Below are 20,296 nucleotides of genomic sequence, written 5' to 3'. Positions count from 1 at the left end.
AAAACACACGACTATTATATTTAATATTTATTGTATGTCAATATTAAAATTAAAATAATATTTTAAAGTATTTATTTTTTATTAATATTTGCTTCGTATATATATGAAATTTATATCTAAAACATGTAGGAGTAATGATTTTGTAAATAAATATAAAATTAATGTATGGTGTGGTTATTGAAAAATATTAAGTGTAGTGAGACCGAAGATGAGTATTTATTTATTAAAAGAATATTTATATAAACTTTTATACCATAAAAATATAATTCCAGCAGCTAGCAATTTACAAAGGCAAGGTAGAACACAATATATAAACCTAAGAGATATTTCAAGATTTTCAGTATTAGATGAAAATGAGGAGTTAATAAGAGGAAATGTTATAATTGTTGCAATCGCATAACTAAATTTAGTTATAAACGCTAGCGTAGCATAATAACCGTTACCAAGCTCTTTTCTTTCTGGATAGCTATCTATCCATTTGGCTAGAAGTATATTTGGAAGAATTAATTCAGTTGCAAGTCCAGCTCCAGAAATAAAACATATCAACGTAAAGAGTATATAATCGCCATCAGATAGAGCAAATACAAAAGAAAATATACTTGCATAGAATAAAAGAGCATAACCCCATGTTTTAATAATTCCAAATTTAAGAGAGATTTTTTTCATTATAGGAATGAAAAATATTGCCCCAAAAAAATACGTAAAAATATATAGTCCAGTTAAGTCTGGTGTTTTGAGAATATATTTACTAAAGAATATGATAGTAACTGCAGGTAAAGTTGATCCTACAGCACTAATTGTATATCCGACAAATAAAAATATACCATCTTTGTCAAAGTGATCAATGTAATTCTTAATATTGAAACTATAAATTGTATGTTTAGATTTATTATCTAGATTAACTCTATTAATCCATTTAAAGAAAAATATGGTAGCTACTAAGATTAGTATTATTGCAATAATAGCATATAAAAAATAGCTTCTTCCATGCGGCATTAAGGTAAGTAAGACAGATAGTAATATCGAAGCGATTAATACACCTAATATATTAGAAATTTCACGGGCAGAAATCACTAAAGATTTACTATTGTCATCTTTTAACCAAAGGGCCCCTTTTGTAGTTGAGAATATTGTAATATAGCTAAAAGCAAGCGTAGATAAAAAAATCCCAACAGAAAGATTAAGTAAAATATTTGAAAATATTGGCACGCATATAACGTATACTCCAACTATAAATATAGCAACTACAGCTACCAAACTAATTTTACTTAGATAGTGAAATCTATCACAGTACCAACCAATTAAGGGATCGAATATAGCATCTAACGCTCTTAGTATGAATAAAACTATACTTAGTATGGTTAAGTTTATTCCAAAATTGGTATGGTAGTATTCAGGTATAAATATATATATAGGAATACTAGCAAAGGCTACAGGGAAAGCTATAAATGCATAGTTAAAAATATCTGACTTTTTAATATTCATACAAATGATAAATTATTATACTAATACTATAATACCATTTACCTAAATGCATTTTGATTTAAATTTTATTACCAGTTAATTTTTTTATTTGGAACCCATTTATCTAAAAGGCTTTTATATTTTTTCTCTAAAATCTCTTTGGGTGGTAGTTCAGGCAGTTTCGAATATAAATCAGCTTTCTGGAAAGCTTTTAATAGAGGTAGTAATAGCCAATCTTTTTCATTAGCAAGTTCTTGATAAGCATGTCCTCCAGTTTGAGGAGTGTGCCATGGATAAAATGAGTGATATCGTAGAAGATATAATCCTTCATACGGTATATCACTACCTTGCTCAAAAACTTTATAAATATATTCATCATGGCCAAAACTCATATCAACATTATCAAAGCCACATTTTTTCTTATATTTTCCATAATGAGTTTCAGATTCGGTATTATAGTTATTATAATCTTTAGAGTCCTTGACAAACTCCCTATGAGAAAAAACATTAGCAGAAGCAAAAGGGCAAGCAATAGGATATGTATCACCAACAGTTGACCATTGAGGTAATTGACCATATTCTGGTAATGTCATAATTTTGCCTAAATCATGCACAAAACCAACCAGAGGGAACCAAGACCAGTCTTTAATATGGGTATATAGATTTCCTAGACTTTGTTTTTCAGTATAAAAATCTTGCCAAATTTTAGGAACACTTTGCCACTCATGATCTCTAAATAGTGATCTAATTAAAGCATTTTCTCTAATTTCAGTATCACTTTCTAAGAACTTATTTTGGCAAGCTTCTGCTGTTTGATAGGCATGTTCAATTTGTGGAAGATCGTTGTCTGGATCACTTTCATCATGAACGTTTTCTAAAAGCTTAAATACTTCGTAAACATCCATTTTTCCCAAATCAAGTTTGAAGTATTTATCCTTCATTTGAGTAACATATTCAAGATTTTGATTGATATGCATATCTTTATATGTTCTTTCTACACGATCTTGGAATTTACTATCTGTATAGTTACGAAATTCGCCAAATGTATTTTCTACTGTTTGAGACATAATATCCACCTCTATTAATCAATAATTTCTTTACCCAAATATCTCGTTTTTATACCTTTATTCAGGTTGTTTTCAATAGTTTCTAAATCAACTCCTTTTGTTTCTGGAACAAAAAGATATGTTACAATAAACGCTAAGCTGGCTACGCATGCATATATCCCGAAAGTAAATGAAACGCCTAGTTTTGTTAAAATAGTTAAAAATGTAGCAGCAACAATAAAATTAGCTAACCACTGTATTGACGCAACAAAACTCATCGCAGACCCTCTAACGCTTAAGGGAAAAATCTCCGAAATAATTAGCCAGAAAAGAGAACCAACACTAATACAATATCCCACGATATATATTAAAAGACAAATTAAGGCTAATATTGCGACAGTACTACTTGTAACATTATTAAGCAAATAAATCATGCTAAATAAACTTAAAGCAGCCATAGCGGATCCAAGTAGTAGGAATTTTCTTCTACCTAATCTGTCAATAAACATTATAGTTATAATTGTAGCTATGAAGTTAACGAGTCCTAAAGAAAGGGTCATAAGCATCTGCATTTCACTTCCATTAAAACCTATATTTTCCATTATATATGGCCCATAGTACATTACTGTATTTATACCAAAAAATTGTTGAAATATGCCAAGAGCTAAACCTATATATAGAACTGGTCTAATTTTTTTATTAAAAATTGCAGAGAACTTAGGTTTAGTTGCTTTTTCTAAATTATTTTGAATGGCAGATAATTCTTCTGAGACATCATTTGCATTTTCTCTAATTTTTGTAAGTGTCTCATGAGCCTCTTGCTTTCTTCCTTTAGAAAATAACCATTTAGGTGAGTAGGGCATAAAACACATACCTACAAATAGCATAATTGCTGGTACGAGTCCTGTAGCTATCATAATACGCCAACTACCGCTGCTTGTTAGAAAATAATCAACAATAAATGCTATAACTTGGCCACCTGTAAGAAATGCTCCATTCCAAAGAACTAATGAGCCTCTTTTAGAAGCTGGAGCAACTTCAGGAATGAATAAAGGAACTGCGTAAGATGCTACACCAATAGCAGATCCCAACATAAATCTGCCAAGTACTAATGATTCTATATTTGGAGCTAACGATGCCACTAGAGTGCCTACTATAAATAACAAACTGGTAGCAATCATTACTTTTTTACGGCCAAATTTGTCGGTAAAATAACCACTAGCAAGAGCTCCAAAAAAGGCTCCTAGAACACAGAAACTGACAACCATTTCTAATTGCCAATGCTCAGCTAAGAAATCTTGCTGAATAAATGGCGTAGCGCCGGCTATTATAGATGTATCAAAGCCAAATAGTAATCCACCAATTGCAGCAACTGCAACAATAATAATTACATAAAGTTTCGATGATTTATGATGATTTTGTTGCATTTTATTATCCTAATAGATGACTCATATTAAATATCTTTATAGATTGTGTATATGTAATATCGTAAGCAATATCTAAAGCATCTTTTTTAGATAGTCTTCCCTGTAGAACCATTTCAGCTAAATAAACAGCATCAACACGTCTAGCGATATCATGTCTTACTGGTATGGACAACAGAGCTCGCGTATCATCAATGAATCCTGAACAATTATAAAAGCCAGCAGTTTCAGTCACAGCATGACGAAATCTTTTCATACCTTCAGCAGAATCATTAAACCACCAAGCAGGACCTAAAAACACACTTGGGTAATGTCCAGCTAATGGTGCTAACTCTCTAGTATAGGTTGACTCATCCATAGTAAATAAAACCGTCCTAAAGTTGCGATTATTACCTACTTTACTTAAAAGAGGGTGAAGGCCATTTACAAAATCACACTTTAATGGAATGTCGCAACCTCTGTCATTACCAAATTTTCTTTGAATTCTTGTGTTATGGTTTCTAAAAACTCCAGCATGAATTTGCATTACAAGACCGTCATTAGTCGCCATTTTTGCCATTTCGGTTAACATTTGTCCACTGAATACACGCTTATCTTTATCTGAAGCAACATTTGTAATTATTTTTTTGAACAGGTTACGACGCTCTGTTTTATCTAAATCATATGTTTTAGGTATAGTCACACCATGATCTGAGGCTGTGGCACCATTAGCCTTAAAAAACTCTCGTCTCTCCGCTAATATTTTAATAAAATCGTCATAGGTTTCTATATTTTTATTTAGTTTCTTGGCTAATTTTTTTATATTCTTATGGACAGGGTGAAGTTCTGGGTTGGTCACACTATCAGGACGAAAAGTTGGAACTACTTTACATTCGAAATTAGAGTTAGCAATATTTTTGTGATGACGCAAATCATCAGCTACGTCATCTGTAGTAGCAATAACCTTTATATTGAATTTTTTACATATCTCACGAGGAAGGAAATCTTTCTGCTTTAAACAGTTATCTATGTGGTCATATAATTCATCAGCAGTTTCAAGATTAAAAGGTTTGTTGTAGTTAAATACATCTTTGAGTTGAGCATCAAACCATAGACCAACTTGTGTACCTCTAAAAAGGTACCAGTTCTCTGCCACCTTTTTCCATATTTTCTTAGGGTCAGTTTCAACTGGCTTATCATCTTTTCTAGATATGCCAAAATCCTCAAGCCTTAAGCCTTGTGAATAAAACATTCTAAAAATATAATGATCTGGTTTTATAAGTAGTTCAACTGGGTTTTCAAAAGCTAGATTTTCATCAAACCATTTTGGATCGGTATGGCCATGAGGACTAATTATTGGTAAATCTTTAATATGATTATAAATCTCTAGAGCTAGATCTCTAGTTGTTTTATCTGCCGGCATTAATACGTTATCGTTTAACATATACTCCTCCTTTATATTAACGATGAACTTCCTATAGCAATAACATTCTCTTGATCTAAGTATTCTTGTTGGTTTTGAGCATTAATTCCTCCTGTTGCACAAAATTTGACCTCAGGGAAAACTGCTCTATAATTTTTTAAGAGTTTAACTCCTCCAAATGCTTCTGCTGGAAAAAACTTAATAGTTCTAAAACCATAGCTCATAACAGTCATGATTTCAAAAGGTGTTACAGCGCACGGTAGATATTTTAGATTATGTTCTTGAGCGAACTTTAGTAATTCATGATTAGCTCCTGGAGAGACATAAAAATCAGCTTCAAGAAATCTAGCTTTTCTAAAAAGTTCTATATTAGTTATCGTTCCTATACCAATAATTAAATCTCTATTTGACTCTATTACTTTTTTTACAACTTCTAGAGAGTTGGGTGTTCTAAGAGTGAATTCAACTATATTAAGATTTTTTTCCCTTACCTTTTCTAAAATAGCATTTGCCTCTTGAATAGTATCTGCAGAAACTACTGGAATAATAGGATTATTTTTAAGAATCTCACCTGTAGGCATTTGTTAACTCCTTTAATTTATCTAAGTGCTTATCCGTATATTTTTTATCAATTATGGCTCCATTATGTTGTATTATTTCTGCAGCAAAATCTTGTGCGAATTCAATACTTGCTTGTAAGCCCAAATTATTAATAAAAGCAGCTAAGAAAGCAGCATTAAAACTATCTCCTGCTGCAGTCGTATCAACTGGGGTAACTACCTTGTTAGCTTTTACTAAATTAATTTTGTTTTGATATTGTAATAGAGTTGGATTTTTACCGTGTTTTATAATGACTATTGGAATATTGAATCTATTATATCTATCTAAGGTTTTTTGGTAATTAACATCGTCAAAAAGTAACTCTTCGTCATCAAAAGTTGTTAAAACTATCGTTACATACTTTAGTACTTTTTCTAAAAACTCTTTAGTCTGTTGTTTAGATTTCCAGCATTTAGGGCGATAATTTAAATCAAAAATTATCTCTTTATCATCACCTGAGTTTCTAAAATCTTTTAACCAGTTTGCAAATATTTCTAACTGCCTATTGTCCCATCTTGAGAGGGAGATACCTGAAAAATATAAATAATCATACTCTTTACAATACTTATCCAACTCTTCTTTGGATAAATGATAAAAAATATCTTTAATAGGAGCTTGCTCACGCCAATAATAAAAACTTCTTTCTCCGAGATTATCTGTTTGTATAGCATACAAGCCTGGGACTTTATCTTTTATTTTTAAAACTTTTAATGTATCAATATTTTCATCATTCCATTTATTTATCATTTGGTTTGATAAGTTATCATCGCCTAGGGCTGTTAAAAAAGAGACATCACCGTTTAATCTAGCATAATATAGAGCAGTATTTAGAACATCGCCTCCAAAATTCAATTTTACTTGTGAGTCTAACTGAGCTTGACCGCTTAACTCAAGCATACATTCGCCAATAGCTAAAAGCTTACTTTGATTCATTTTCTAGCTCTCTTTTTACAGCATATGCAACACCGCGAACTTCAGCAAGACCTTTCATACGGCCAATACATGAGTATCCGAGATTAGTTTTCTTATCTAAATCTGATAGCATTTGTTGGCCATGATCTGGTCGCATATAGATTGGCTGAGAATCTTTTTCTATTTTTAAAATCTCTTTCACAAGAGCATACATATCAGTATTGCCACATAAGTGCTCAGCCTCATAGAAACTGCGATTATCAGGATTTAGAGCAACATTTCTTAGATGTGTGAAATAAATTCTTCTACCAATTTTTTTTGCCATAAGAGGAAGATTATTATCCCATCTAGAACCTAGTGATCCAGCACAGAATGTTATACCATTCGCCATAGATGGTATATTCTCAAATAACCAATCATAATCTTCTATAGTGCTAATTATTCTTGGTAAGCCGAATAATTCAAACGGAGGATCATCAGGATGTATAGCTAACTTCGCACCGACTTCTTCAGCTACAGGAATTACTTTCTTCAAGAAATATATTAAATTATCGCGTAATTTTTCTTTATTAATGTCTTTATATTCATCAAGAGCTGCTTGAAATTGTTCTAATGAGAAACTTTCTTCAGCTCCAGGTAAGCCAGCAATTATATTACAAGTAAGTTTATCAATCTCATCTTGAGTCATATTTTCAAAATATTCTTTTGCTTGAGATATTATTTCAGCCTTATATGCTTTTTCTGAACCCTTACGTTTAAGTATATGAATATCAAAAGCCGCAAATGCTATCTCATCAAAAGATAATGTCTTTGCACCCGTAGAAGTTTGTTTACCTAAGTCTGTACGCGTCCAATCTAATACTGGCATAAAATTATAAATAATTAATTTAATACCACATTTGGCTAAATTACGGATACTTTGACAGTAATTATCTATATATTCATTACGTGAAGATTTACCTTTTTTGATATCTTCATGAACTGGTATACTCTCAACAACAGACCATGTTAAATTTGTTTTACCCAGTCTAGTAGAGTTTTCAACTTCAAATTGTCTTTTTTGAATTTCTTCTACAGACCAAACCTTACCATTTGGTATATGGTGTAGGGCAGTTACAATATCAGTAACTCCAGTTTGCATAATATCTTCAATACACACAGGATCATTTGGACCAAACCAACGCCATGACTCTATCATTTTATTCTCCTAATTTAGTAAGAGTTTTAATAACACCATTTTTATTAATTTCTTCAATAAAAAATACTATTTTTTCTTTTAAATCTTTATTTGTTGCTATTGTTTCCGGGAATATGCTTTTTAATGATAAAAAGTTATTAACTATATCAATAATTTGAATATTCTCTTGATATATCAATTTATAGTCATTTTGTAGAGGATCACTAATTTCTAATATTTTTCCATGTTGATCTTTACCACTACAAAATAATATCCAACCAGCCAATCCCAAAGCTAAAATATCATAATTTTGCTTGTTTTCTAAAAGATATACTAAAGATCCTAACCATCTTTGAGGAATTTTTTTAGAGCCATCCATAGCTATCTGTTCAGTTCTATGCTTTAAATGAGGGTTAGCAAATCTATTTAAAAGTTTATCAGCATATTCACTAGTTGAGATCTCTTGTGGTAAACCATCTACTAAAGGAGCTGCAATTTCTAACATATATTTTCTAATGACTGTATAAAATTCATATTGAGATATAACTTCATCAACTGTCTTTAAGCCAGCGTAAGCACCAAGATATGCAATTAAACTATGACTACCATTTAACATAGTTAGCTTTAATTTTTCGAAAGGTTCTATATCTTTAACAAACTCAACCCCAACTTTTTCTAGAGCAGGGCGACCATTAACAAAATCATCTTCGATAACCCACTGAGAGAATTCTTCAGTTGCCACTGCTGAGATATCTTTTTGACCAATCATATTTTCAATGTTATCTAGAGCCTGTTGAGTAATAGCAGGAACAATTCTATCTACCATAGAGCTAGGGAAGCTAACATTCTCTGCTACCCAAGTACTAAACTGCATATCTATTTTACTTGAGAAGTCTAGAATAGCTTTTTTTAATATTTTGCCATTATTTGGCATATTGTCACAACTTAATAGAGTAATGGCACCAGCATTTTCCTGCCAACGTTTATATAGCCCAGCTATAGTAATTCCTATAGCAGTTTTAGGTGAGTTAATATTAGCTAAATCATAAGCTATATCAGGGTTTTCAAAATTTAATTCTTGAGTTGATAAATCAACATAATAACCTTTTTCAGTAACTGTATAGGTGATTATTTTTATATTAGGATCTGAAATTTGGGTTATTAGATTTTGAGATTGACCATTACCTGCAAAGTAAACATCTTTTAATGCACCTACTATAGTGTTTTTAGTGCCAGATTCATCATTGGTTGATAAAGTATATAAGCAGTCATTTGCTTTTAAATCATCAATTAATTTTTGGTTAGTTCTAATAGTACCACTTATATAGCCCCAGTTTAGGGCATTTTGATTACCAGTATTAAGTAACTTATCAATATAGAATACTTGATGAGCTCGATGAAAAGCTCCTATACCTATATGCAATATTCCTGGCTTTAAATTAGTACGTTGATAGTTTGGTAAACTACAATTATGTAATTTTTGAAGATTAAGCATTATATTCTAAATCCTTATTCATATTGATTATCTGAGGGTGAGTCACTTTGAAATTATCATGGCCCTCATATTGCCAATTAATATCTAGTTTATCATTTCTATTAGTGATTTGAATATTTAAGAAACCACATTCATTGTCTAAGTACTTAGTACTTTCACCATCATCTAAATATATTTGATGTTGAGTAGCTTCCTCACTTAAAGAAGGATAAATTTTATAAACAATATCTTGTCCGAAATTATTAAATTTAGCCTTACATTTATTTATAGTAATTACGCTTCCTTCTTTAACAAATATAGGAATACTTTCGATATCAATATTCAGACTTACAGTTTTACCACCTTCATATACTTCACCAGTATAGTAGTCATACCAGCTTGAACCTTTAGGTAGGTAGATTTCTCTGACTCTTTGATTTTTATCAAGAATATTTGCAACAAGCAGGTTTCCAATCATAAAATCCTTACTTTCTTGAAATGTTTTCTCATCAGATTCAAAATCATAAAAAGTTGGCTTTAAAATTGGTTTAGCATTAGCATGAGCTTGATAACATAACTGATAAATATATGGACTTATCTCATTACGCAAATCAAAAGCTTTTTGAATAGTCTCCAAAGCTTCTGGATACATCCAAGGAGTATTCACTGATTTATCATCGTTCCATGAGTGAATTGTAAATCTAGGATAAAATATACCATGCTGAATCCAGCGAATTAATAATTCTGAATCTGGAGCAGGACCACTAAAACCACCAATATCATGACCAAAATTATAAATTCCTGATAGAGATAGGCCTTTCGCCATTTCTAGATTATATTTCAAAGTTTTCCACTCTGTATAGTTATCACCAGTCCAAGTTTGAGCATATCTTTGTAGCCCAGCACATCCTGATCTTGTAATTAAGTAAGGACGTTTATTAGGAGCGAAAGCTTTTTGAGCTTCAAAGCTCGCTTTAGTCATTAGCAATGATTGAACTGGCTTTATATGTTTGATTTTTATTTCTTTGTCAAAACCATAACAAACAGCCTCGCCATTATAGACTTCATATTCATTATTATCATTCCAAGTTGATTCAATGCCTTTTTCTAATAATTGTTTTGTAATATTATCTTGCCACCATGAGATAGTTTTTGGATTCGTAAAATCAAGGTAATATCCTAATTCATCCCAAAACTGTGCTAATTCAGGTCTTTGATATTGTTTGTTATATATGAAGCCACCAAAACTGGCAACTTCATCTAATTTAGGATGGTCTTGAAGTAGACAAGGTTTGATATTTGCACATAGTCTAATACCATTATCTAAATATTTCTTGGTGAATCCTTCAATATCTGGAAATTTTATATGATTCCAATTAAATACATATCTCTTATCACCAATAGAAGTATACCCTGAACTTAGCTGAAATGATCCACATTGGATATTGTATTTCTGGCAATCATTAATAAAATTATCCATTTGACTCTGGGCATCTGGAAGGTCTGTATAAGTCATTGTAGAACCAGAATAATACAAACTCCAATAGGGTGGTAATATAGTTTTACCTGTTATCGTGCTAAAAGTTTCAGTAACTTCAGCGATATTATCACCAATCATAAAATAGTAATCTAAGTTACCAGCTTTTGCCTCATAGCTAATGTATGGACCATGATAATTATCAATTTCTTTACCAAAGTTAAAAACACTATCACTTAAATTATCATAGAAAACCCCAAAAGAACTTTTATTTGTAGGATTATGAGATATGAAAAAAGGAATGTGTTTATATAAAGGGTCAGAGCTTTCTGCATCATAGCCCATGGGATCTATTGATTTCATCTCATAACGTTTTTTATTACGGTTGAGAGAACCAGTTTTTTCACCAAGACCAAAAAACATAGCTTCAGGTTCTTTCTTAATAGCGTGGTATACACTTCGATCTGACCAAAAGTCTAAATTATATGCTTGGGTTTGTAAATCCTGAGATACTTTGATCCAGCTATCAACATTTTTTTTATACCAACTAATTCTAAAGCCATTAAGCTCAATTTTACATTTTAACTTTGATGTTTCTATAAAAGCAAAATCATCATTACCATAAGCTTCAAACTTAGGACAACTAAAACTGGATGTGTCTAGTCTATCAGTCCCTTCAAATGGAATGTCATCTTTTGTTATTGACCAAGTTTTATCTAAAGATGGTTTTAGGGATTTAGTGAAGAGTACTCTGAAAATATTTTCTTCAAGAACAAAAACTCTAGCAAATATTTGTTTTTCTTCTAACTCAAATAAAATGTGATCTACCCTAGTATCTTTAAGTTTAAATTTACAAATGTCTAACATAATTCAAAATCCTAAAATGTATTATTATGGCCCCAAGTTTTTTGATGAGGCCAACCTGTAAGTTCTTCAACAACATTAATTGCTTCTTTGGGAGCTTTTTTGAGTTCTCCTCCAGCTCTTAGTCTTTCTAGTTCAGTTACTAATATAGAGTGTTTCGCTTGAGTTAATCTAAATCTTGAACTAGCAATAGCTCCAATGATACAGAATAGTACAGTTCCACCAATAAAACAGATATTTATTCCCAATAAAGCAGATTCTGATTGAGTTATGACCCCTGCTTTAAAATTAAAAATTGATAAGGTAAAGCCAACAATTGCAAACGCTAATGCCTGAACAAGTTTACGTGAAACGGTCATTGTACTAGCAAAAGTTCCTTCTCTTCTTTTAGTGGTTAATGCTTCATCTATATCTGCAATAAAATTATAGATATTCCACGGTGTAAAGTAACATCCTGCTCTAGCAAAACCTAAAACAAATATAATTACAACAAATGAGGTTAAAGCAAGAATCGGAGTAAACATAGGAATGATAAGGAAACTAAGCATGCTTACAAGTAGGCAGCTAATAGCAATTCTATAACTCATCACACTACCAACTTTTATACATAAATATGCAAATATAGGTACTGAAATAACCTGAATTATTGAAAAACATGTATATACAATTGATGCAGAACTAATATTGTAATCTAATATAAAAGTAAAATAGTAAGCAAAACTAGCTCCAAATACATCTAATGCGACAAAAGCACCAATATACATCAGGAGATTAAGTCTAAATGCTCGAACTCGTAGTGTTGAAAATATATTAATAAATATGAATTTTATTTCTTTAAATAAAGAAGAATGTTCTTTTTTTGAAACTTCAACTTTTCTTTCCCAAGTGAACTTATAGACAAAGAACCATGGTAGCATGAATAGTATTGAACAAATAACTCCCATAATTATAAAAGAGGTTTTTTCATCAGCAAAAAAATACATAATAGCTGCAGGTAAAAATCCTGCAACAATATTAGAGCTTTGTGAAAAGACCATTCTAATTCCAGTCATCTTAGATCTGATATGATAACTATCTGTCATTTCCGCAGCTAATGTTTCATAAGGAACTTGAATCATTGTGAAAATGAAATTAAAAGCAATATAGCCGAATAAATAGTACCAAAAGCCAAATCCGGGAATCCAAAGTAGAGCAAATACTGAAACTAAAGGAGCGCCTATTACAAAGAAAAACCTTCTTCTGCCTAATGGACCTCGCCAATTATCTGAAATATATCCCATAATTGGATCTGCAAACACATCGAGACCTCTACCAATTGCTACTATTAATCCTGCTTCTGCTGCAGATAAACCAGCAATATTTGTATAAAAATACATTAGCCATAATCCAAGAATAGTAAAGGCACCACCGCCAAAAAAATCTCCTGACCCGTAGGCAACCATGTTCTTAAATTTAACTTCTTTAGTATTTGACATCACTCTTGTATCTAAGATAGTTATAACTTCAAATATAAGTAATTTAGAGCTAATTTGAAATATAAATTTAATATTTGGTATGTTTTTTTTGATTAACTACCATCATACAAACAAATATTATTAGTGCTATTTTTCAAATATTTTTCTTATAATATAAGTTAATAGTAGCTATAATCGAATTCTAAATAAAATTATCTTGGATATAAAGTTGATGAATATTAGAAAACAAAATTCATTTTTTTTGTTATGTTTTTTCGAATTTTTTGAAAGATTTGGTTACTACGGGTTTAGCTATACTGCTATTTTGTTTTTTATGAGTGAGTATGGTTTTGATTTTACAGAAAAACAAGCTGTACTTCTATTTGGGGGCTTTGCTTCATTAACATATGTTTTTAATGCTATTGGTGGATATGTCGCAGATAAAATTTTTGGCATAAAAAGAACCATGTTTTTAGGAGGTTTTTTTCTTCTGATTGGATATTTTAGCTTAGCGTTAAGTCCTTATTTTGTGAGTATAGATAATTATGTTTATATAAGTTTGGCTTGTATTATTGTTGGGTCTTCATTGTTTAAACCGGCACCTACAAACTTAATATCTAGAATATATACCGATAAACTAAAATTAGATTCTGTTTATACATATTTTTATATGTCGATAAATTTAGGATCATTATCCGCGTCTCTTTTGATACCAGTTTTAGCAACTAAATATGGTTATACTGTTGCATATGGTGTGTGTTCTGTAGGTTTTGCGATAGGTATATTGAATAGTATATTGAGCTACTCTAGTATCAAAAATATTGGTAACGAAGTAGATTTTAAAAACATGGGATATCTAAAAACTATTCTTATAGTTTTGATATTCATTATCGCTATAATGGGACTAAGCATAATATTACAAGCCAATGATACTATAAACTACATATTATGGTTTGGAGCGGGACTCATTTTTGGAGTCTTTGCTTTTCAAATTTATGTTGAAAAAGATCCTAGTTCAAGAAAAAAGATAGTCGCGGCGATTGTTTTATTAGTGTATGCAGTATTATTTTTTATAATATATCAGCAAAAATCAACGTCATTTTTCCTGTTTAACGTGCATCATGTTAATTTGGATTTATTTGGTTATAGTGTCAATCCTCAGAGTATACACGGAGTTTTGAATACTGCTGGTGTGATTATATTATCACCTATATTAGCTTTTATATATACAAAGCTAGGAGCAAAAGATTTTAGCTTACCATTTAAATTTGCCTTAGGAATCTTATTCTGTGGTTTAGCATATGGCAGTATGTTTTTAGCATGTATAATCAACGATCCCACATCTAAAGTCAGTATACTTTGGGAAGTTTTAGCTATAACAGTGTTTTTCTCAGCTGGTGAGTTATTGATTTCAGCCCTAGGATTGTCTTTAATGGCTAAGCTTCTACCACAGAGAATCACAGGCTTTGCTATGGGAACATGGTTTATAACATCAGCTATTGGTATTAAGATTGGTACAACAATTGCTCAAGCAGTTACAAGTGGTATACAGTATGATGAGTCAAAAGGTTTTGATACTCAGATGACTATAAGTAGTTTCCATAAATATCAAGAGTTATTCGGTTATGTTTCCTTAGTCGCGATAGTTTTTGCAATAATTGCTTTTGTAATTGGCAAAAAACTTAATAAAATGATTCAAGATTAAATAATATCAACTAATTAATAATGATGCATAATCAACTTTCTGCTAAAAAGGCATTAATATTGTTACTACTGACTATAACAATGTGGTCAACAGCTTTTATTGGAATCCGTTATTTGATGTTAAATGGATTTAGTGCTGGAGGCTTATCATTAGCCAGATATGCTATAGCTAGTATTGTTATGCTTATAATATTTTTTAGACAAAAAGATAAAGCTAGGCCTAGTTTTAAGGATTTATTGAGATTTGCTATTTTAGGCTTCTTTGGTTTTTTTGCATATAACGTACTGTTAAATTCTGGAGAATCTAGAATTACGGCATCTAGTGCTAATTTTATCATAGCACAAGCTCCCATAATTGTAGCTGTATTTGCATTTATATTCTGGGGTGAAAAAATTAATAAATATGGTATTTTTGGATTTATTTTAGCTATCATAGGTGCCGCAGTAATTTTTTGTTCAAAGAATGATACCTCATTTGAATTTATTGGTATTTGCTTAGTTTATGGAGCCTGTTTTTCAGGTGCTATTTATTCGGTTTTCCAGAAAAGTTTATTTATAAAATTTCACCCAATTGAAGCTATTACTTATTGTATTTGGTTTGGCACGATTATGTTAATGATATACTCTAATGAGGCTTATACAGAATTATCTACTGCAAATTTTACAAGTATCTTTGTTGTTATCTATATAGGAGTATTTCCTGGAGCATTAGGTTATTTATTTTGGGGATATGCTTTTAGAAATATTCCTGCAACAGTTGCTATTAGCTCGTTATATTTTATGCCTATTATTTCTTTATTCTTAGGTTGGATCTTTTTAGGAGAGACAGAAGCATATATATCAATAATTGGTGGAATAATAAGTGTTGTCGGTGCTTTTATAATTAGTAAATATGGCTTAAATAAAAAAACTAACTAAAACTCTTAAATTGTTTGTCTTACCACATTTTAATAAAAATCTTTTTTGTCTATAATATCTGCAAGTTTTTAAATAAAGGATTAGTATGCAAATAGTTGATCAAATGAGAGATCAGGCTCTTGAAGAGTTAAATCTTGTCAGTGATAAAAAGTCTCTAGATGATATTCGAGTAAAGTATCTTGGTAAAAAGGGTGAGTTAACTGGTATGATGAAGCTGATAGCTACATTGCCAAATGAAGAAAAACCAAAGCTTGGTCAAGCAGTAAATATTGCAAAGCAAGCATTACAAAATGCTATTAATGAAAAACTAGCAAAATTTGAAGAAGCAGAATTAAATGAAAAATTAGCAAGTGAAAAAATTGATGTTACATTAAAAGGAGTAGGACAAAATCAAGGTTCACTACATCCTGTAACAAAAACACTTAATCGTATTGAAGCTTTTTTTAAGCAAAATGGTTTTGCAGTGGAGGTTGGTCCTGAGATTGAGAGTGACTATTATAATTTTGAGACTCTAAACATACCATCACATCATCCAGCTCGAGCTATGCATGATACTTTTTATATTGATGATACTCATGTACTTAGAACTCATACATCAGGTGTTCAGATTCGCACCATGGAAAAGCAAGAACCACCTATTAGGATTATAGCTCCGGGTAGAGTATACCGTTGTGATTCTGATATTACTCATACTCCAATGTTTAATCAAGTAGAAGGCTTATTGGTTGATACAGATGTTTCTTTTGCTGATTTAAAAGGGCTTTTACACGCATTTTTAAATTCATTCTTTGAAAAAGATTTAAAAGTAAGATTTAGACCTTCATATTTTCCATTCACAGAGCCATCAGCAGAGGCAGATATGGAGTGTGTAATGTGTGATGGTAAAGGTTGTAGAGTATGTAAGCATACTGGTTGGTTGGAGGTGCTAGGTTGTGGCATGGTGCATCCAAAAGTCCTAAAAGCTGGTAATGTTGATACTGAGAAATATCAAGGTTTTGCTTTTGGTATGGGTGTCGAGAGACTCGCTATGCTTAGATATGGTATTGATGATTTGAGAATGTTCTTTGAAAATGATCTAAGATTTTTGAAACAGTTTTAATTTTTATTATTGAGGTTTATAAATGAAATTTTCACATAATTGGTTAAATGAGTATCTAGATGATACTCAAGATAGCCAAAATCTAGCAGATACTTTAACTTTAGCTGGTTTAGAAGTTGATGCGATTGAGCCAGTAGTTGCTGAAAAAGTAACAGGTGTCGTAGTAGGGCAAATCAAAACTATCAACAAACATCCAGATGCTGATAAACTAAATATATGTAGTGTAGATGTAGCAGAAGAAGAACTACTAACTATAGTTTGTGGTGCTAGTAATATTTATGAAGGAATGAAAGCTCCAGTTGCAACAATAGGTGCAGTTTTACTTGGTAACTTTAAAATCAAAAAATCTAAGCTAAGAGGGCAAGAATCTTTTGGGATGATGTGCTCAGAAGAAGAGCTTGGTCTAGCTGAGAAGGCTGATGGTTTGATGGATCTACCAGCAGATGCTCCAGTAGGCAAAGATATGAATGAGTATCTAAATTTAGATGATAATATTATCGAAGTTGATTTAACCCCAAATAGAGCAGATTGCTTAAGTGTCTATGGTATTGCTCGTGAAGTATCTGCCCTTACAAAAACACAACTTAAAGACATTGAAATAAAAGCGACAGACGTTTCATTGGAAGAAACAAAAGATGTACAAATATTAGCTAATGACGCTTGTAAATCTTATCTAGGCTGTATTATCAAAAATGTAAATAACAAAGCTCAAACTCCACTATGGATGGTTGAGAAGCTAAGAAGGAGTGGTGTGGGCAGTATTTCATTTTTTGTTGATGTGACAAATTATGTGATGTTACTAACTGGTCAGCCGATGCATGCTTTTGATTTGGATAAACTAGAAGGTGGTATTAATGTTCGTTATGCAAATGATAATGAGAAGCTGACTCTGTTAGATGAAACACAAGTTAAATTACAATCAGATACTCTAGTAATTGCAGATGATAAAAAAGCTCTTGCAATAGCAGGTGTGATGGGTGGTTTAGATTCATCAATTACAGATGCTACTACTAACATTTTCTTAGAAAGTGCTCATTTTGTACCAGAAAAAATTGCTGGTAAAGCGCGTAAATATAACTTACATACTGACTCTTCACATAGATTTGAAAGAGGTGTAGATCTTAGACTACCACAGGATGCAATGCAACTAGCCATTAATTTAATAGTAGAAATTGCTGGTGGTGAAGTAGCACCTATATCTGGTGTAGAAGATTCTGAATCTATAGAGAAGACTACACCTATCAATCTATGTATCAATAAACTAAATAGAGTTTTGGGTACGCAGTTTACTATTGAGTATGTAGCTGAAGTACTTACAAACTTACACATGCAAGTTACAAAAATAGATGAATGTTGTTTGGAGGTGATTCCTCCATCATATCGTTTTGATATGGAAATTCCAGAAGATTTAATTGAAGAAGTTGCTCGTGTATATGGCTATTCAAATCTGCCAGAAACTATGCCTAAGTATCAAGCTTCTAAAATTAATATATCAGAAACAAAGCAACCTATAGATACTTTAAATGCTAGACTAGTTGATAGAGGTTATCATGAAGCTATTAATTATAGCTTTATAGATCCTAAGTTTGATGAGTTTTTCTTTGAAGAAAAGGGTATAGCTATTCAAAATCCAATATCGCAAGATTTATCTATAATGAGACAATCTTTGATACCGGGATTAATTAACTCTTTTAAAGCTAATACTGCCCGTCAGCAAAATAGAATTAGAATTTTTGAGAAGGGTGCTTGTTTTAAGTTAGAGAATAACCAACGAGTTCAGTTTGATAGAATTGCAGGTCTAGCTTATGGAGATCTTTTAAACCCTAATTGGTCAAATACTAAAAAAGTTGATTTCTTTGATGTTAAAGCAGATATTGAAGGGCTTTGTGCTGATGTTATAAATCTAAGTTTTGAAGTTTGTGACGATGTTAATTGGCTTCATCCAGGTCAGTCAGCTTATATACTAGCAAATGGTGAAAAGATTGGTGTAATTGGTGTGATTCATCCATCTGTTTTAAAAACATTCCAAATCAAAGCCAAAGCACCAGTAGTATTTGAGTTAGACTTAGCTGTTTTAACTAACAAAAAAATACCTAGTTTTGAGAAAATCTCGAAATACCCATCGGTATCAAGAGATATATCATTCTTAGTAGATAAATCAGTACTTGCTGGAGATATTATCAAAACTATAAATGACCTTAATATAAGTATACTAAAAGATGTAAATATTTTTGATATCTATGAGTCTGAAGAAAATGCAAGAAAGAGCATAGCTTTAAGTATGCTTTTCCAAGATAATGATAAAACTTTAGATGATATAATTATAAATCAAGCTGTAGATTCTGCTTTATCTATTTTAATAAATAAGTTTGGCGCAGAACAAAGAGTTTAATTCTATGTTAGAATGAAATAACATAGGCATACTCTAAAGGATGAGTAAATGTTATTTCTAGCTGTTTGTTTTATAATTACTGGTATTATAGTTGGTATTCTTTCAGGGCTTTTTGGGCTTGGTGGAGGGTTAACTGTAGTGCCACTTATGATGGTATTTGTATCAGTATATGAGCCAAGTTTTAGTGCTAATGCTATGCATATAGCAGTTGCTACATCTCTTTTCGTAATGATATTTACATCTACTATTACAACGTATTCTCACCACAAAGCTAAAAATATAATATGGAAGGTAGCTATCCCTATAAAAATTGGGGTAATAATTGGCGCTATTTTAGGTGCGATACTTGCGAGTTTCTTATCGAGTAAGATATTAAAAATATTTTTTATTATATTCTTGATTTATACTGTTATTAAATGGGCGGCTAAATCATTTTCTAAAAAGAAAAAGGACGGTAGAGCTAGTCAAAGAATAGAACCAAATAATATATTATCTACTATATATGGAAGTTTTACTGGTGCTATAGCTGTACTTCTTGGAATTGGTTCTAGTGTAATGATTGTCCCATTTTTAAAACATAAGAATTTCACAATGGGACAAGCTGCAGCAATAGCTGCTGCTGTTACTCCATTTATTGCACTACTGGGTGCTTTAACGTATATTGTTACAGGTTTTTCAGAGATATCATTACCTCATTTTTGTCTTGGATATGTATATTTACCTGCGGCTATAGGTATTATCTGCGGATCCTTAATTGGAGCACCAATTGGAACTAGGTTATCGGCTAAAATAGCACCTGCCATACAAAATATCATATACTTTGCATTTTTGATTATTATCTTGATTATAATGGTTAGTTAATAGTTGACATAACTATCTCAGAAATAGG

15 protein-coding genes are annotated in these 20,296 nt (G+C 31.4%); 5 read left to right on the top strand and 10 right to left on the bottom strand.

All coding sequences use genetic code 11. The annotated features are described in order from the left end of the window. Positions 1–216: 216 nt before the first annotated feature. The 10 genes from F0R75_RS04110 to F0R75_RS04065 form a co-directional block, all read right to left on the bottom strand. On the bottom strand, positions 217–1,485 hold the full coding sequence (locus tag F0R75_RS04110; RefSeq protein WP_187986004.1) for an MFS transporter: 1,269 nt from the start codon (positions 1,483–1,485) through the stop codon (positions 217–219). Between the two features lie 68 nt (positions 1,486–1,553). Next, positions 1,554–2,531, bottom strand: a complete 978-nt coding sequence (locus F0R75_RS04105; RefSeq protein ID WP_149368226.1) for an inositol oxygenase family protein — start codon at positions 2,529–2,531, stop codon at positions 1,554–1,556. Between the two features lie 14 nt (positions 2,532–2,545). Then, on the bottom strand, positions 2,546–3,937 hold the full coding sequence (locus F0R75_RS04100; RefSeq protein ID WP_149368227.1) for a sugar porter family MFS transporter: 1,392 nt from the start codon (positions 3,935–3,937) through the stop codon (positions 2,546–2,548). 4 nt (positions 3,938–3,941) lie between these two features. After that, entirely contained in the window at positions 3,942–5,357 is a 1,416-nt protein-coding gene (gene uxaC, locus F0R75_RS04095) for a glucuronate isomerase (RefSeq protein ID WP_149368228.1), read from the bottom strand. An 11-nt stretch (positions 5,358–5,368) separates the two neighbouring features. Then, the gene (eda, locus tag F0R75_RS04090) at positions 5,369–5,917 is read right to left on the bottom strand and encodes a bifunctional 4-hydroxy-2-oxoglutarate aldolase/2-dehydro-3-deoxy-phosphogluconate aldolase (RefSeq protein WP_149377212.1); all 549 of its coding nucleotides are present in this window, start codon (positions 5,915–5,917) and stop codon (positions 5,369–5,371) included. Then, complete coding sequence (locus tag F0R75_RS04085; protein WP_149368230.1) at positions 5,904–6,869, bottom strand: sugar kinase; 966 nt, start codon at positions 6,867–6,869, stop codon at positions 5,904–5,906. Before F0R75_RS04085 ends, eda begins: the two co-directional genes overlap by 14 nt. Next, on the bottom strand, positions 6,856–8,046 hold the full coding sequence (gene uxuA, locus F0R75_RS04080; protein ID WP_149377211.1) for a mannonate dehydratase: 1,191 nt from the start codon (positions 8,044–8,046) through the stop codon (positions 6,856–6,858). Before uxuA ends, F0R75_RS04085 begins: the two co-directional genes overlap by 14 nt. A 1-nt stretch (position 8,047) precedes the next feature. Beyond that, positions 8,048–9,520, bottom strand: a complete 1,473-nt coding sequence (locus F0R75_RS04075) for a mannitol dehydrogenase family protein (RefSeq protein WP_149368232.1) — start codon at positions 9,518–9,520, stop codon at positions 8,048–8,050. After that, complete coding sequence (locus F0R75_RS04070) at positions 9,513–11,843, bottom strand: glycoside hydrolase family 31 protein (RefSeq protein WP_149368233.1); 2,331 nt, start codon at positions 11,841–11,843, stop codon at positions 9,513–9,515. Before F0R75_RS04070 ends, F0R75_RS04075 begins: the two co-directional genes overlap by 8 nt. Positions 11,844–11,854: 11 nt before the next feature. After that, complete coding sequence (locus tag F0R75_RS04065; RefSeq protein ID WP_149368234.1) at positions 11,855–13,315, bottom strand: MFS transporter; 1,461 nt, start codon at positions 13,313–13,315, stop codon at positions 11,855–11,857. A 208-nt stretch (positions 13,316–13,523) separates the two neighbouring features. Here F0R75_RS04065 and F0R75_RS04060 point away from each other — a divergent pair, with 208 nt between their 5' ends. From F0R75_RS04060 to F0R75_RS04040, 5 genes are all read left to right on the top strand, one after another. Then, positions 13,524–14,999: a peptide MFS transporter gene (locus F0R75_RS04060; protein WP_149377298.1), complete on the top strand. Its 1,476-nt coding sequence runs from the start codon at positions 13,524–13,526 to the stop codon at positions 14,997–14,999. A 23-nt stretch (positions 15,000–15,022) separates the two neighbouring features. Beyond that, on the top strand, positions 15,023–15,916 hold the full coding sequence (locus F0R75_RS04055) for a DMT family transporter (protein ID WP_149368235.1): 894 nt from the start codon (positions 15,023–15,025) through the stop codon (positions 15,914–15,916). Between the two features lie 85 nt (positions 15,917–16,001). Then, positions 16,002–17,015: a phenylalanine--tRNA ligase subunit alpha gene (pheS, locus tag F0R75_RS04050; protein ID WP_149368236.1), complete on the top strand. Its 1,014-nt coding sequence runs from the start codon at positions 16,002–16,004 to the stop codon at positions 17,013–17,015. Positions 17,016–17,037: 22 nt separating this feature from the next. Beyond that, positions 17,038–19,407 carry a phenylalanine--tRNA ligase subunit beta gene (gene pheT, locus F0R75_RS04045; RefSeq protein WP_149377210.1) on the top strand — a complete coding sequence of 790 codons (2,370 nt, stop codon included), beginning with the start codon at positions 17,038–17,040 and terminating at the stop codon, positions 19,405–19,407. Between the two features lie 48 nt (positions 19,408–19,455). Next, positions 19,456–20,268, top strand: a complete 813-nt coding sequence (locus F0R75_RS04040) for a sulfite exporter TauE/SafE family protein (RefSeq protein WP_149368238.1) — start codon at positions 19,456–19,458, stop codon at positions 20,266–20,268. The last annotated feature ends 28 nt before the right edge of the window (positions 20,269–20,296 follow it).

It is taken from the genome of Francisella marina (assembly GCF_008369785.1).
Classification (GTDB): domain Bacteria; phylum Pseudomonadota; class Gammaproteobacteria; order Francisellales; family Francisellaceae; genus Francisella; species Francisella salimarina.
This window is presented reverse-complemented; position numbering and strand designations above follow the sequence as displayed.

Bases quoted from the DNA above. Each gene is read 5' to 3' on its own strand.
- F0R75_RS04110 (WP_187986004.1), bottom strand. From the start codon at position 1,485: ATGAATATTAAAAAGTCAGATATTTTTAACTATGCATTTATAGCTTTC.
- F0R75_RS04105 (WP_149368226.1), bottom strand. From the start codon at position 2,531: ATGTCTCAAACAGTAGAAAATACATTTGGCGAATTTCGTAACTATACA.
- F0R75_RS04100 (WP_149368227.1), bottom strand. From the start codon at position 3,937: ATGCAACAAAATCATCATAAATCATCGAAACTTTATGTAATTATTATT.
- uxaC (WP_149368228.1), bottom strand. From the start codon at position 5,357: ATGTTAAACGATAACGTATTAATGCCGGCAGATAAAACAACTAGAGAT.
- eda (WP_149377212.1), bottom strand. From the start codon at position 5,917: ATGCCTACAGGTGAGATTCTTAAAAATAATCCTATTATTCCAGTAGTT.
- F0R75_RS04085 (WP_149368230.1), bottom strand. From the start codon at position 6,869: ATGAATCAAAGTAAGCTTTTAGCTATTGGCGAATGTATGCTTGAGTTA.
- uxuA (WP_149377211.1), bottom strand. From the start codon at position 8,046: ATGATAGAGTCATGGCGTTGGTTTGGTCCAAATGATCCTGTGTGTATT.
- F0R75_RS04075 (WP_149368232.1), bottom strand. From the start codon at position 9,520: ATGCTTAATCTTCAAAAATTACATAATTGTAGTTTACCAAACTATCAA.
- F0R75_RS04070 (WP_149368233.1), bottom strand. From the start codon at position 11,843: ATGTTAGACATTTGTAAATTTAAACTTAAAGATACTAGGGTAGATCAC.
- F0R75_RS04065 (WP_149368234.1), bottom strand. From the start codon at position 13,315: ATGTCAAATACTAAAGAAGTTAAATTTAAGAACATGGTTGCCTACGGG.
- F0R75_RS04055 (WP_149368235.1), top strand. From the start codon at position 15,023: ATGCATAATCAACTTTCTGCTAAAAAGGCATTAATATTGTTACTACTG.
- pheS (WP_149368236.1), top strand. From the start codon at position 16,002: ATGCAAATAGTTGATCAAATGAGAGATCAGGCTCTTGAAGAGTTAAAT.
- pheT (WP_149377210.1), top strand. From the start codon at position 17,038: ATGAAATTTTCACATAATTGGTTAAATGAGTATCTAGATGATACTCAA.
- F0R75_RS04040 (WP_149368238.1), top strand. From the start codon at position 19,456: ATGTTATTTCTAGCTGTTTGTTTTATAATTACTGGTATTATAGTTGGT.